Here is a 13619-nt window from a genome sequence, read left to right on the forward strand (position 1 = left end):
GGACGGGGGGACGCCGGGCGGGGCGGGGAGCCCTCCGGGCCGCGACATTCTGGTCGGGCTGTCCAGCGCGTCGGTCTACCCGCAGAACACCGAGGCGGCCTTCCGGTACGCGGCCGATCTCGGTTACGACGGCGTCGAGTTGATGGTCTGGGCCGAGCCCGCCAGTCAGAGCATCGCGACCGTGCAGAACTACACCCGCAAGTACGGCGTTCCGGTGCTCGCGGTGCACGCGCCGTGCCTGCTGATCTCCCAACGCGTGTGGGGCGCGGACCCGGTGGCCAAGCTGGAACGCAGCGTGCGCACCGCCGAGGCGCTCGGGGCGGACACGGTGGTCGTCCATCCGCCGTTCCGCTGGCAGCGCCGCTACGCGGAGGGCTTCGCCGAGCAGGTCGCCGAGCTCGAGGAGCACAGCCCGGTCGTCGTCGCGGTGGAGAACATGTTCCCGATGCGCGCGGACACGCTGTTCGGCCGCGGCGCGAACGCGGCGAAGCGGCTGGAGCGGCGCGGCGGTCCCGGTTGGGGCTTGACCGCGTTCAGTCCGTCCTACGACCCCACCGACACCGGCTTCCGGCACTACACCCTCGACCTCTCGCACACCGCGACCGCTGGAGCGGATCCGCTCGCCCTCGCCGCCAGGATGGGACAGGGCCTGGCCCACCTGCACCTGGCCGACGGGCGCGGCGCGGCCCACGACGAGCACCTCGTCCCGGGCGACGGCACCCAGCCCTGCGTCGAGCTCTGCGCGCAGCTGGTGCGCAACGGTTTCACGGGGCACGCCGTCGCCGAGATCAACACCCAGAACGCCCGCACCACCGCCCATCGCGCGGCGATGCTGCACCGCACGCTCGCCTTCGCCCGGCTGCATCTCAACGGCGTCGCGCTCAGTCCCGCGCCCGCCTCGGCGCAGGCGAATCGGGCATGACGCGAGCGCTTCGCTCGGTGTGATATCGATCGGCCTCCCCGCGGGGAATGTCCCTGCCGCTACCGCGGGTTGTACGCTGTACGAACGCTCGCAGGCGGCAGGACAGGAGTGACGATGACGCTGGAGTTGACCACCGACGCGGTCGAGCCGACGGCGGCCGACGCGCCGTTCGGCGAGGTGTGCGCGCTGACCGAACTGCTCTCCGCCGACCCCGAGCTCGGCCGGTACGCGGGCGTCATCGACAAGATCTGGACCATCGGGCCGAAGGTGCACGGCGGCACCATGGTCGCCGCGAGCGCCGCGGCCGCCACCCGCTGGCTGCGCGCCTCCGATCCGGCGCTCGCCGACATGGCCCCGATCGCGGCGAGCTCGGACTTCCTCGGCGCGCCCGAGCCGGGAGAGGTCGAGTACGAGGTGCGCGTCCGCAAGATCGGCCGCCAGATCTGCCTGGCCGACACGACCCTCACCCAGAACGGCCGCGCCATGGTGCGCACCGCGTTCACCTTCGGCCACCTCGACGACATCGAGCCGCTCTACGCGCCCGAGCACGGCGACATGCCCGCCGAACCGCCCGCCGGCGCGATGGGCTACGAGGGTTCGCCGATGGGCAAGATCGTGAACGTCGCCAAGGGCGCCGACCTCTACCTGGACCGGTCGTGGGCGCCGTTCCTCGAGGGCGCGAAGGGCGAGCCGCGGCTGCGGCTGTGGATGCGCCCGTTCGAGGGCGATCAGCGCGACCCCGAGGTGTCGATGTACTTCGCCATGATGGCGGCCGACATGAGCCCGCCGGTGCCGATGAACCTCGGCCACTTCGGCTGGGCCCCCACCGTGCAGATGACCACGTACTTGCGGCGCAGGCCCGCACCGGGCTGGCTGCGCGTCATCGCCACCTCGCACGAGGTGGGCGGCCGCATGTTCGACGAAGATCAGCTCATCCTGGACAGCACCGGCGCGGTGGTCGCGCAGAGCCGTCAACTCGCACTGATTCCCCAGCGCCGCTGACGCGCCCACTAACCTTGACCACCATGACGAGAATTGCGGTGATCGGTGGAGGCCGGATCGGGGAGGCGTTGATCGCCGGTTTGCTGGAGTCCGGCAGGGCGAGCAAGGATTTGGTCGTCGTCGAGACGCACGCCGATCGGGCCGAGCTGATCGCGAGCCGGTTCGGCGTGCGCGTCACGGGCGAGGCGGCCGACGCGGCCGTGGGCGCCGATCTGCTGGTGATCGCGGTCAAGCCGGGTGACGTCGACACGGTGCTGACCGAGCTGGGCAAGGCCGAGCTGAACGCGGGCGACCGTGACCAGGTGCTCGTCTCGCTGGCCGCAGGGGTGCCGACAACGCGGCTGGAGGCCAAGCTGCCCGCGGGCTTCCCCGTGGTGCGGGTGATGCCGAATACCCCGATGCTGGTCGGCCAAGGCATGAGCGTGCTCGCGCCGGGGCGCTACGCCAAGCCCGAGCAGCTGGAGCTGGTCACCGACGTGCTCGGCGCGGTCGGCAAGGTCGTGACCGTCGCCGAGTCGCAGATGGACGCGGTCACCGCCGTGTCCGGTTCCGGCCCCGCCTACTTCCTGCTGGTCGTCGAGGCCATGGTCGACGCAGGCGTCGGGCTCGGCCTGACCAGGGACGTCGCCACCCAGCTCGTGGTGCAGACGATGGTCGGTTCGGCCGCGCTGCTCGACGAGTCCGGCCAGAGCGCGGTGGACCTGCGCGCGGCCGTCACCTCGCCCGCTGGCACCACCGCGGCGGCGTTGCGCGAACTCGAGCGCGGCGGCGTTCGATCGGCGTTTCTCGAGGCTTTGCACGCGGCCAAAGAGCGTTCCGCCGAGCAAGGCGCGTCGGCGGAATAACACACAACGCGTACATCTAGCGTTCGCATTGGGGCAAACCGGGCGTCAGAAGCTGATTTCTCACACACGTCGCAGTAATCCCACTAGCCCCGCTAAGCTTCAAGGAGCACGTGCGTGTCTGTTCCGCCGGTGGGGAAGCCGGCGGCGCGGACGTGCCGGAGGTCAATGGTGCAATGATGTCTTCCAACAAGATGTCTGCAAATAGCTCGGGGACGTCGCCAGGTTCGTCCGGCCCATCAGGTGGCCGTAGCGGTGGCCGAGCGCAAGGCAGTTCGGGATCGTCGGGCCAATCGATACTCGGCGGTGGTACGCAATTCCTCACCGTCGCCGAAGTGGCGAATCTGATGCGAGTGTCCAAGATGACGGTCTACCGGTTGGTGCATTCGGGCGAGCTGCCCGCGGTGCGAGTCGGCCGGTCGTTCCGGGTGCACGCGAAGGCCGTGCACGACTACCTGGAGACGTCTTACTTCGACGCCGGTTGAGGCGGTTTCGACCACCAACGGGCCCCGCGTGGCATGCGGGAGCCCGCGAATGACGGCGTGCGTGCCCGCGAGGGCCGTTGCTCGTGCCGCCATCGGATACCGGTAGGATGAACCCTCGGTTCGTGTTCGCCTGCCTGCGGCGCCAGTTCGTGGTGTCCGGTGGCCGCTGGCGGCGCGGATGCCGAAATCAGCTAGGCGTACGCGACGGCGTGCGCGCCGAGTAGAGAGAACGCGAGGACACCCTATGGGTTCTGTGATCAAGAAGCGCCGCAAGCGCATGTCGAAGAAGAAGCACCGCAAGCTGCTTCGCCGCACGCGTGTTCAGCGGCGCAAACTCGGCAAGTGAGCATGCGCGCCCTTGGCGCGAGATGAGGCCCGTCACCAGACCGGTGGCGGGCCTCTGTTTTTGAAACGGTTCAGTTTGAAATATTTTCATGTAACCGGTGACTGAAGTCATCGTTAGAACCTGATTAATACCCTCGGCGACCCAGACGGCAGCGGCTACTCTGGAACCGCCGAAAAAACGTAAATGGGGGCCTGGTAGGTGGGATCGGGTGCTGCGGTGGGATCTGACATAAGAGACGGGCACACGCCCAAAGTCGTGATGGTGACCGGCGCCAGCCGCTTCTTCGGCAGCGCCGTGGTAGCCAAGCTCGCCCAGGATCCGGCCGTCGAGCGTATCCTCGCCGTCGACACCATGACCCCGAGCCGGGAGCTACGGCGCCGCATGGGCCGCGCCGAGTTCGTCCGCGGCGACATTCGAAATCCCCTGATCCGCAAGGTGATCGGCGGCCACGAGGTCGACACCGTCGTACACACCGCGATATTGGCCAAGCCGCCCGCCGGCGGTGGCCGCGCGGTGATGAAAGACCTCAACGTGCTCGGCGCCATGCAGTTGTTCGCCGTCTGTCAGAAGTCGCCTTCGGTGCGGCGCGTCGTGGTCCGCTCGACCTCGGCGATCTACGGGTGCAGCGCCAAGGATCCGGCGAAATTCACCGAGGAAATGAGTGCCCGCACGCCGCCGCGCGGATGGTTCGCGCGCGACATGATCGAAATCGAGGGTTTCGTGCGCGGCCTCGCTCGCCGCCGCCCCGATATCGCGGCATCGATTCTGCGTTTCGCGCCCATTGTCGGCCCGCGACTGGCCGGCCGCGGCGTACAGTATCTCCGTTCACCGGTAACCCCGACCGTCTTCGGCCGGGACCCTCGAATGCAGCTGTTGCACGAAGAAGATGCGGTGGCCGCGCTCGCACACGGGGCGCAAGCGGCCCCCGGTGGTACCTACAACGTCGCGGGTGATGGTGCGTTGGCGCTGTCGCAGGCAGTGCGTCGAGCGGGGCGCATCGAACTGCCGGTGCCGTTCACGGTGTTCCGCACCGCGGGTCGCGCGTTGATGGGGCCGGTGATGCGGGAATTCACCGGCGAACAACTCGATTACTTCCATTTCGGCTGTGGCCTGGACACCACGCGGATGCGAAACGAACTCGGTTTCGAGCCGCGCTGGACAACGGTTCAGGCGTTCGACGACTTCATCGGGGGCGCAGCGTTGCGGCCCGTCTTCGATCCGGCGTGGATCGATGCCGCAGAAAAGAAACTGCTCGGCCTCATCGGGGCCGGTACGGGAGCACACCAATGAACGACGTGGCGAAAGTCATCCAACTTCATGATCTGAATATCGAAACCAGGCAGCGCACCAGCACTCGTCGCTGGCCCGAAGCGCCGAAGGGCGAGACGAAGCCGAGCCGCGTCACGTCACTGACCGATCGGCTCGCCTCGGCCGTGCCGCAGACGCCGCAGTCGCTGTCCGACCTGATCCGCAAGGAGGTCGGCAAGCAGATCGGCCGCACCGCCGACTTCGCGCGCCGCCGCGTCACCGGCGACTACCAGGTCGACGAGTTCGGCTTCGACGAGCACCTGCTCGAGTCGGTCATCCTGCCCGCGCTGCGCCCCCTGTCGGACCTGTGGTTCCGCGTCGAGGTCAGCGGCATGGAGAACATCCCCGAGGTGGGCGGCGCGCTGGTGGTGGCCAACCACGCGGGCACCGTTCCGCTCGACGGCCTGATGCTCCAGCTGGCCATTCACGACCACCACGCCAAGCAGCGGGCGCTGCGCCTGCTCGCCGCCGACCTCATCTTCGAGCTGCCGTTCCTCGGCGTGCTGGCCCGCAAGGCCGGGCACACGCTGGCCTGCCGCGAGGACGCCGAACGCCTGCTGCGCTCCGGCGAGCTGACGGGCGTCTTCCCCGAGGGGTTCAAGGGCGTCGGCAAGCAGTACTCCGACCGCTACAAGCTGCAGCGCTTCGGGCGCGGCGGTTTCGTCGCGGCCGCGGTGCGCACCGGCGTGCCGATCATCCCGTGCTCGATCGTCGGCTCCGAGGAGATCTACCCGAAGCTGGCCGACATCAAGCCGCTCGCCCGCCTGCTCGGACTCCCGTACTTCCCGGTGACGCCGACGTTCCCGCACCTCGGCCCGCTCGGCGCGCTGCCGCTGCCCTCGAAGTGGTACATCGAATTCGGCAAGCCCATCGCCACCACGTCCTACGAGCCGGAGGCCGCCGACGACCCGATGACCATGTTCGAGGTCACCGACCAGGTCCGCGAGACCATCCAGCAGACGCTCTACAAGCTGCTCACCAAGCGCCGCAACCCGTTCACGGGATAGTTGGCTGTGTTTTTGGCGCGCTGGCGCGCGCGTGTTCGCGGCCTCTATGTCTCGCTTCCCAGCGGTCGAGACTCGCGACTTCGTCGCATGCGCTTCGACCGCTGGGAAGCGAGACGGCCGCGAACGGTCGCTCGTCGGGCTCGCTCCGTGCGGGGTGATCGGGTGCCGACGTTGTGTGTGGTGGTCTGCTAAGCCGCGGTCAGTGTTCGCGTCGCCTGGTGACCGCCGCCGCGACGGCCCCACCTGCTGCGCCCAGAGCGAGCGCCGTCGGCACGCCGATCTTGGCCGCCTTGCGTCCGGTGCGGAAGTCGCGAATCTCCCAGCCGCGGTTCTTGGCGACCTCGCGTAGGTCCGAGTCGGGATTGATCGCGACCGCCGTGCCGACCAGCGAGAGCATGGGCACGTCGTTGTGGCTGTCGGAGTACGCGGTACAGCGCTTGAGGTTCAGGCCCTCGCGGACGGCCAGCGTGCGCACCGCGTGCGCCTTCCCGAGTCCGTGCAGGATGTCGCCGACCAGGCGTCCGGTGAACTTGCCGTCGACGCTCTCCGCCACGGTGCCCAGTGCGCCGGTCAGGCCGAGCCGCTTGGCGATCACCTGGGCCAGCTCCACCGGCGTCGCGGTGACCAGCCAGACCTGCTGGCCCGCGTCCAGGTGCATCTGCGCGAGCGCCCTGGTGCCCGGCCAGATCTTGTCGGCGATGATCTCGTCGTAGATCTCCTCGCCGAGCGCCGCCAGCTCGGAGGTCGGGCGGCCCGCGATGAACGAGAGCGCCTTCTCCTTGCCGGAGGCCATGTCGGTGCTGCTCTCCTTGCCGGTGACGCGGAACTTCACCTGCTTCCACGCCACGTCGACCAGGTCGGAGGTCTTGAAGTACTTGCGCGCCGCCAGACCGCGCGCGAAGTGCACGATCGAGGCGCCCTGCACCATCGTGTTGTCCACGTCGAAGAACGCCGCGGCGGTCAGGTCGCGCGGCACCTCCGGTCCTATCGGCTCGGCCGCCGCGAGCTCCGATTCGTGCAGCGAGAGCGCCGCGTCGGCACTGGCCTCACCGGCCAGATTCGCCCGGACCTCCTCCTCGGTAGGTCCGAACGGGCTGCGGGAGATGCGGGCGAGCTGATCCTGCAGGCCCTGGCCGAGCGGGCCCAGGTGCCACCGCACCGGGAACTCGCCGAACCGGCCCGCGATGAACCCGGCCCTCTCCACCTTCGATCGTTCCGGCACCAGTACCTCCGCCCGTTCGCGCGAACCACGTCCACAGTAACTGGCTTCGGCGACAGTCACCCGGAGACCACGCGCACCGCGGGTGCGGTGGCGAGAGGATTTAATATCCGCCATGACCAATCCCACAGATGGCGCCGCCGCGCCGTCCGAACACGAAGTGATTTTGCTGACCAGAGCCGGCTGCGGGTTGTGTGCCAAGGCACTGGAGCAGTTGCGCGCGATATGCGCGGATTTCGGCATCGAACCGGGCGCCCTCGACGTCGATATCGCCGCGGAAACCGACCCTGGCCTGCGCGCGGAGTACGGCGACAGGCTTCCTGTCGTACTGCTCGACGGCCGCGAACACAGCTACTTCGACGTCGACGAGGCGCGTTTGCGGGCGGATCTGGGTCGCTGATCGGTGTGATCCGTGTCCGATTTGGCCGCCGCGCTGGTCGCGGCGGAAAATGAGGCCAATTTCACCGACTTTGTGCAGGGCTTCACAAGCGGTTACGGTGGTGGCAACGCGACCCGCATGCCGAGGCTGCGGACGCCTTGAAATCCGATACTTCGACCATGGCACCGGACCGCCGCCGGGCTCGAGGTCGAACGACGAACCGGACCTGTGCGCAGGCCGGAACGAGGAGCCGACGACGTGACAGAGCAGCATGAGGCGCCGGGCGGCGTCTCCAGGGCTCTGCAGAAAGACATCCCGCAGGCCACTGTGGCGCGGCTGGCTACCTATCTCCGGGTCCTCGCCATGTTGGCCGACGACGGTGTGCTCATCGTATCGAGTGAGGAACTCGCTGTCGCGGCGGGTGTCAATTCGGCCAAGTTGCGCAAGGACTTGTCCTTCCTCGGCCCCAACGGCGTCCGGGGCGTCGGCTATGACGTCGCGAAGTTGCGAACCAGGATCGAGGACGTGCTCGGTCTGTCGGGTGGACATCGCGTGGTGCTCGTCGGCGTCGGAAATCTGGGCCGGGCCCTGGTCGGCTACGGCGGCTTCCGTCGCCGCGGATTCAGCGTGGTCGGCCTCTTCGACGCCGATCCCGACGTGGTCGGCCGGTCGGTGGCCGGACTCACCGTGCGCGATGTGGCGGGCTTGGCCGCGGGCGTGGCCGAACTGGAACCCACCATCGCGGTCATCGCGGTGCCCGACGACGCGGCCCAGGACGTGTGCGACCAGCTGGTCGCCGCCGGGTTGCAGTCGATTCTGAGCTTCTCCGCGTGCGGGCTGATCGCGCCGCCCGCGGTGGAAGTCCGCCGGGTGGACCTGGCGGTCGAAATGCAGATGTTGTCGTTCGAACGGACCCGTAACGCCGAGCCGGAGCCGCTGCCCGAGGTGGCGCACGTGGGGTCCGGCCGGATCGCGCGCCGCGTGCCGACTCCGCACTCCCCGGCCGGGCACCCGGCCCTCACGCACTCGACGACCTCGCATTCGGCAACGGAGCCAAGCAGCAAGGGATCGGTGGTCACACCATGAGTATTCTGCTCGTCGGGATTTCGCATCGGAGCGCTCCCGTCGCAGTGCTGGAGAAGGTCGCCATCACCGATGCCGACCGTCCCAAGCTGATCGATCGAATGCTCGCCTCCAGCCACATCTCCGAGGCCATGATCGTCTCGACCTGTAACCGCGTCGAGGTGTACGCGGTGGTCGACGCCTTCCACGGTGGTCTCGCCGAGGTCGGCGATCTGCTCACCAAGCATTCCGGGCTGCCGCTGCCCGATCTGACCAAGCACGCTTATGTGCGCTACAGCGAGGCGGCCGCCGAGCACCTGTTCGCGGTGGCCAGCGGGCTGGACTCGATGGTCGTCGGCGAGCAGCAGGTGCTCAGCCAGATCCGCGGCGCCTACGCCACCGCCGACGCTCAGCAGGCTGTCGGGCGCACCTTGCACGAGCTGGCCCAGCACGCGCTGCGCGTCGGCAAGCGAGTCCACTCCGAGACCGGCATCGACCGCGCGGGCGCGTCCGTGGTGTCGGTCGCGCTGGACCGGGCCAAGCAGGTGCTGGGCGATCTGGCCGGCCGCACGGCCGTGGTGGTCGGCGCGGGCGCGATGGGCGGGTTGGCCGTCGCACATCTGTCGCGCGCGGGTATCGGCCGCATCCTGGTGGTGAACCGGACCATCGCGCGGGCGCGCAGACTCGCCGAGACCGCGGGTTCCTACGGCGTCGAGTCCTCGGCGCTGGAGCTCTCCCGGCTCACCGAGGCGATGGCCGCCGCCGACGTGGTGGTCACCTGTACCGGAGCGGTCGGCGCCGTGGTGACGCTGGCCGACACGCACCGCGCGCTGGCCGATCGCGATCGCGTCGAATTCCCGGCGACCGAGCGTCCGCTGGTGTTCTGCGACCTCGGTCTGCCGCGCGACGTCGAGCACGCGGTGGCGGGTCTGCCGGGTGTTGCGGTGATCGACATCGAGACTTTGCAGCGCGATCCGGCCGCGGGCGCCGCGGCCGACGACACCGCCGCCGCGCGGTCGATCGTCGCCGACGAACTCGCCAAATACCTGGCGGGTCAGCGCATGGCCGAGGTGACCCCGACGGTCGCCGCCCTGCGCCAGCGGGCCGCCGAAGTGGTGGAAGCCGAACTGCTGCGGCTGGACTCGCGGCTGCCGAGCCTGGCCGATCCGGAGCGCGACGAGGTGGCGCGCACCGTGCGCCGGGTCGTCGACAAGCTGCTGCACGCGCCGACCGTGCGGGTGAAGCAACTCGCGTCGACGCCGGGCGGCGACAGCTACGCCGAAGCGCTACGCGAACTTTTCGAACTCAAACCAGGTGCGGCGCAAGCGGTTGCCGCTCCGATGGAAATCAGCACGCTCACCGGTGATCTCGGTCTCGGCCTCGCCGACGATTTCACCGCGGGACATCTCGGCGAGGAGGGCAAGTCGGCATGACCGTCGTTCAGGAAGAGGACAACATGACCGCCGACGGCACCCGCGCGCCGTGGCGCATCGGCACCCGAGGCAGCCTGCTCGCGCTGACCCAGGCGGGCACCGTGCGCGACGCGCTGATCGCGGCCGGGCATCCGGCCGAGCTGGTCGTGGTGAAGACGCCCGGCGATCTCTCCTCCGATCCGGTGCAGACGATCGGCGTCGGCGTGTTCACCTCGGCGCTGCGCGACGAGCTGGCCGCGGGCACGATCGACATCGCGGTGCACTCCTACAAGGACCTGCCGACCGCGCCGGACTCCCGCTTCACCATCGCCGCGATTCCACCGCGCGAGGACCCGCGCGACGCTTTGGTCGCCCGCGACGGACTGGTGCTCGGCGAACTGCCCGCCGGTTCCCGCATCGGCACTTCGGCGCCGCGCCGCGCGGCTCAGCTGGCGGCCCTCGGCCTCGGCCTGGAGATCGTGCCGCTGCGGGGCAACCTGGACACCCGCCTGCGCAAGGTCACCGACGGTGAACTCGACGCGGTGGTGGTGGCGAGAGCCGGTCTGTCCCGGATCGGCAGGCTCGACGCGGTGACCGAGGCACTGGAGCCGGTGCAGATGCTGCCCGCTCCCGCGCAGGGCGCGCTCGCTGTCGAATGCCGCAGCGACGACGCCGAGACCATCGAGGCGCTTACCCGGCTCGACGACGCGGCCACCAGGGCCGCCGTCATCGCCGAACGGTCGCTGCTCGCCGAGCTGGAGGCCGGGTGCACCGCGCCGATCGGCGCGCTCGCCGAGGTCGTCGAGTCGCTCGACGACGACGGCCGCATCGTCGACGAGCTCTCGCTGCGCGCCTGCGCCGCCGCCGCCGACGGATCCGAGGTGCTACGCGCTTCGGTGGTCGGCGCACCCGCCGAGGCCGACCGGCTCGGCCGCACGCTCGCGCAAGAGCTCTTGGAGCTGGGGGCGCGCGAGCTGCTCGGTAACCCCGGACCAGACGACGCCACCGATGCGAGATCCGACGGTGACGTCCCGAACACGCAGCGGTCGCGACCGGGCGCGGCCGAAGGTCGTATCAGCAATCCCAGCCCAATGGAGAACAACCAATGAGCCGAGCCACCAAGAAGCACCCCGGTCGGATCTTGTTCGTCGGGTCGGGTCCCGGCGACCCGGCGCTGCTGACAGTGCGTGCGCGCGAGGTGCTCGGGCGGGCGACACTGGCTTTCACCGATCCCGATGTCGACAAGGGTGTGCTCGCGCTGATCGGCACCGCCGTCGAGGAGAACGAGGACGGCACCCGGCCGGTCGACGTGCGACCCGCGCTCGGTGAGCCCGCGGAGGTCGCCAAGACGCTCATCGCCGAGGCGCGCAACGGCCACGACGTGGTCCGCGTCGTCGCGGGCGATCCGCTGACCGCCGATTCGGTGATCACCGAGGTCACCGCGGTGACCCGTTCGCACATGGTCTTCGAGGTGCTGCCCGGCCTGCCGAACGGTTCCGCGGTGCCGAGCTACGCGGGCATCGCGCTCGGCTCCGGCCACACCGAGGCCGACGTGCGCGGCGAGGTCGACTGGGCCGCGTTGGCCGCCGCGCCGGGCCCGCTGGTCCTGCACGCCACCTCCGGCCACCTGGCCGAGACCGCGAGCGCGCTGGTCGAGCACGGCATGGCGCCGCAGACTCCGGTCGCGGTGACCGTGCGCGGCACCACCCGCCAGCAGCGCACCATCGAAGCGACGCTGGCCACGCTGAACAGCGCCGCCTCCGAGCTGGTCGGTCCGCTGGTGGTGACCATCGGCAAGGCGGTCGCCACCCGGTCGAAGATGTCGTGGTGGGAGTCGCGCGCGCTGTACGGCTGGACCGTGCTCGTGCCGCGCACCAAGGATCAGGCCGCCGAGATGAGCGAGCGGCTGGTCACCCACGGCGCCATCCCGATGGAGGTGCCGACCATCGCGGTCGAGCCGCCGCGCAGCCCGGCGCAGATGGAGCGCGCCGTCAAGGGTCTGGTCGACGGCCGCTACCAGTGGGTGGTGTTCACCTCCACCAACGCGGTGCGCGCGGTGTGGGAGAAGTTCGCCGAATTCGGTTTGGACGCGCGGGCGTTCAGCGGCGTGAAGATCGCCTGCGTCGGCGAGGCCACCGCGGACAAGGTGCGCTCGTTCGGCATCAACCCGGAGCTGGTGCCCTCGGGTGAGCAGTCCTCCGAGGGCCTGCTCGCCGACTTCCCGCCCTACGACGACGTTTTCGATCCGGTGAACCGGGTGCTGCTGCCGCGCGCCGACATCGCCACCGAGACGCTGGCCGAGGGTCTGCGCGACCGCGGCTGGGAGATCGACGACGTGACCGCCTACCGCACGGTGCGCGCCTCGCCGCCGCCCGCGGAGACCCGCGAGATGATCAAGACCGGCGGTTTCGACGCGGTCCTGTTCACCTCGTCCTCCACGGTGCGCAACCTGGTCGGCATCGCGGGCAAGCCGCACGCGCGCACCATCGTGGCCTGCATCGGCCCGAAGACCGCCGAGACGGCCATCGAGTTCGGTCTGCGCGTGGACGTGCAGCCCGAGACCGCGCAGGTCGGCCCGCTGGTCGAGGCGCTCGCCGAGCACGCCGCCCGGCTGCGCGCCGAGGGTCTGCTGCCGCCGCCGCGAAAGAAGAGTCGCCGTAGCCGGTAAGTGCCGTCCGCTCCGCGCCCGGGTGTGATCGGCGCAGCGAAACGCCCGCCCATGGTGGGCGTTTCGCGTTTCGGGGTCTCGCGCGCGGCGAAACGCCCACCGCGTTGTGGACGTTTCGCTTTCGCGCCCGGCCTTGGGCCGGACGTCGTCAGCGGCTGTAGCGCAGCAGAGTGCGCACCAGGCGGCACGTGGTGTCCGATGGCGGGCGGATGCCGACGACTTCGGCGGTGTGGCGGATCTTCTCGTTGCTCGCCTGGGTCGGCAGGTAGATCCCGGAGTCGAGAAGGGCGATGCTCAGCCGCATCGCCTTGAGCCTGCGGTTGTGCGTGACGTACCACTTGCGTGGACGTCCAGCAGGCAGCGGACGCTTTTCCAGCGGCCGGTAGGGCGTGATGATCGTGGACTTTCGGGCGGCTGCGGTCGCGGGCACTTGCGTCCTCCCCTCGCGATCGGGAACCCGGCGGATCCCCTCGAACACAGCTTCGATTCTACCCGCACCCACCGACAAAAACCGCTGGCCGCAACCCTTTTCGCACTCAGTCGGTGCACACCGATTGCTTGATCTGCGGGTTGCGTCCGGTCGCCGAGCCGATCGCGTTCGCGGTCGCGTCGGCCCTGGTCGGACCCCGGCCCCAGGACCAGCTGTTGTCTTTGGCTCGCGCGACGGCGCCGCACTTGTCGACGAAGTTCACCAGCACGCGGCAGTCGGACTTGCCGCACGTGTCGACAGCGACGCGTTCGGCCCTCGTCTTCGTGCTGTAGTTGCGCGCGCCGCCGGTGGCCCCGGTCGACGGCGAGTAGGCGATGGCGCCCCACTCGTCCGCACGCGCCACGGCCGGTCCCGCGGAGACGCTGAGCAGCGTTCCGGCGACGGCCGCGGTCAGCGTCACGCGCAATACGGTGGTGGTCAGCTTTTTCATCGGGATCCCCCAAAAGATCTGTCCGGCAGCTCGTTTGCCGCGTCGAA

General features: G+C 69.6%; 16 protein-coding genes. 13 read left to right on the plus strand and 3 right to left on the minus strand.

All coding sequences use genetic code 11. The features are described 5' to 3' along the window. Positions 1-46: 46 nt before the first annotated feature. The 7 genes from ABZV58_RS05100 (at position 47) to ABZV58_RS05130 (ending at position 5912) form a co-directional block, all read left to right on the plus strand. Entirely contained in the window at positions 47-922 is an 876-nt protein-coding gene (locus ABZV58_RS05100) for a sugar phosphate isomerase/epimerase (RefSeq protein WP_354999037.1), read from the plus strand. Positions 923-1036: 114 nt separating this feature from the next. Continuing rightward, positions 1037-1924 (plus strand): thioesterase family protein, encoded by an 888-nt coding sequence (locus ABZV58_RS05105; RefSeq protein WP_354998862.1) that lies wholly within the window; start codon positions 1037-1039, stop codon positions 1922-1924. 23 nt (positions 1925-1947) lie between these two features. Beyond that, complete coding sequence (proC, locus tag ABZV58_RS05110) at positions 1948-2769, plus strand: pyrroline-5-carboxylate reductase (protein ID WP_354998863.1); 822 nt, start codon at positions 1948-1950, stop codon at positions 2767-2769. A 191-nt stretch (positions 2770-2960) separates the two neighbouring features. Beyond that, positions 2961-3251: a helix-turn-helix domain-containing protein gene (locus ABZV58_RS05115; protein WP_354999038.1), complete on the plus strand. Its 291-nt coding sequence runs from the start codon at positions 2961-2963 to the stop codon at positions 3249-3251. Positions 3252-3495: 244 nt separating this feature from the next. Continuing rightward, positions 3496-3597 carry an AURKAIP1/COX24 domain-containing protein gene (locus tag ABZV58_RS05120; protein WP_003402602.1) on the plus strand — a complete coding sequence of 34 codons (102 nt, stop codon included), beginning with the start codon at positions 3496-3498 and terminating at the stop codon, positions 3595-3597. 258 nt (positions 3598-3855) lie between these two features. Then, positions 3856-4887, plus strand: a complete 1032-nt coding sequence (locus ABZV58_RS05125; protein ID WP_354999039.1) for an NAD-dependent epimerase/dehydratase family protein — start codon at positions 3856-3858, stop codon at positions 4885-4887. Next, complete coding sequence (locus tag ABZV58_RS05130; RefSeq protein WP_354998864.1) at positions 4884-5912, plus strand: lysophospholipid acyltransferase family protein; 1029 nt, start codon at positions 4884-4886, stop codon at positions 5910-5912. Before ABZV58_RS05125 ends, ABZV58_RS05130 begins: the two co-directional genes overlap by 4 nt. Positions 5913-6111: 199 nt before the next feature. Here ABZV58_RS05130 and ABZV58_RS05135 read toward each other — a convergent pair whose 3' ends face one another. Next, entirely contained in the window at positions 6112-7059 is a 948-nt protein-coding gene (locus ABZV58_RS05135) for an HAD-IB family hydrolase (RefSeq protein WP_354999040.1), read from the minus strand. Between the two features lie 187 nt (positions 7060-7246). Here ABZV58_RS05135 and ABZV58_RS05140 point away from each other — a divergent pair, with 187 nt between their 5' ends. The 6 genes from ABZV58_RS05140 to ABZV58_RS05165 all read left to right on the plus strand — a co-directional run bounded on the left by ABZV58_RS05140 (position 7247) and on the right by ABZV58_RS05165 (position 12652). Then, positions 7247-7531, plus strand: coding sequence for a glutaredoxin family protein (locus tag ABZV58_RS05140; RefSeq protein WP_354998865.1), 285 nt, complete (start codon positions 7247-7249; stop codon positions 7529-7531). Positions 7532-7543: 12 nt separating this feature from the next. Then, complete coding sequence (locus tag ABZV58_RS05145; protein WP_354998866.1) at positions 7544-7672, plus strand: hypothetical protein; 129 nt, start codon at positions 7544-7546, stop codon at positions 7670-7672. A gap of 96 nt (positions 7673-7768) precedes the next feature. Then, positions 7769-8596: a redox-sensing transcriptional repressor Rex gene (locus tag ABZV58_RS05150; RefSeq protein WP_354998867.1), complete on the plus strand. Its 828-nt coding sequence runs from the start codon at positions 7769-7771 to the stop codon at positions 8594-8596. After that, complete coding sequence (locus ABZV58_RS05155; protein WP_354998868.1) at positions 8593-10005, plus strand: glutamyl-tRNA reductase; 1413 nt, start codon at positions 8593-8595, stop codon at positions 10003-10005. The genes ABZV58_RS05150 and ABZV58_RS05155 overlap by 4 nt, the downstream gene beginning before the upstream one ends. After that, on the plus strand, positions 10002-11093 hold the full coding sequence (hemC, locus tag ABZV58_RS05160) for a hydroxymethylbilane synthase (protein ID WP_354998869.1): 1092 nt from the start codon (positions 10002-10004) through the stop codon (positions 11091-11093). The genes ABZV58_RS05155 and hemC overlap by 4 nt, the downstream gene beginning before the upstream one ends. After that, positions 11090-12652 carry a bifunctional uroporphyrinogen-III C-methyltransferase/uroporphyrinogen-III synthase gene (locus ABZV58_RS05165; protein WP_354998870.1) on the plus strand — a complete coding sequence of 521 codons (1563 nt, stop codon included), beginning with the start codon at positions 11090-11092 and terminating at the stop codon, positions 12650-12652. The genes hemC and ABZV58_RS05165 overlap by 4 nt, the downstream gene beginning before the upstream one ends. Before the next feature lie 148 nt (positions 12653-12800). Here the strand turns inward: ABZV58_RS05165 and ABZV58_RS05170 are convergent, their stop codons facing one another. Both ABZV58_RS05170 and ABZV58_RS05175 read right to left on the minus strand, forming a co-directional pair. Continuing rightward, positions 12801-13082, minus strand: coding sequence for a hypothetical protein (locus ABZV58_RS05170; RefSeq protein ID WP_354998871.1), 282 nt, complete (start codon positions 13080-13082; stop codon positions 12801-12803). Positions 13083-13188: 106 nt separating this feature from the next. Beyond that, the gene (locus tag ABZV58_RS05175) at positions 13189-13572 is read right to left on the minus strand and encodes a DUF4189 domain-containing protein (RefSeq protein WP_354998872.1); all 384 of its coding nucleotides are present in this window, start codon (positions 13570-13572) and stop codon (positions 13189-13191) included. Positions 13573-13619 lie beyond the last annotated feature (47 nt).

This window comes from Nocardia sp. NPDC004654 (genome assembly GCF_040609595.1).
In the GTDB taxonomy this organism is placed as follows: Bacteria; Actinomycetota; Actinomycetes; order Mycobacteriales; family Mycobacteriaceae; genus Nocardia.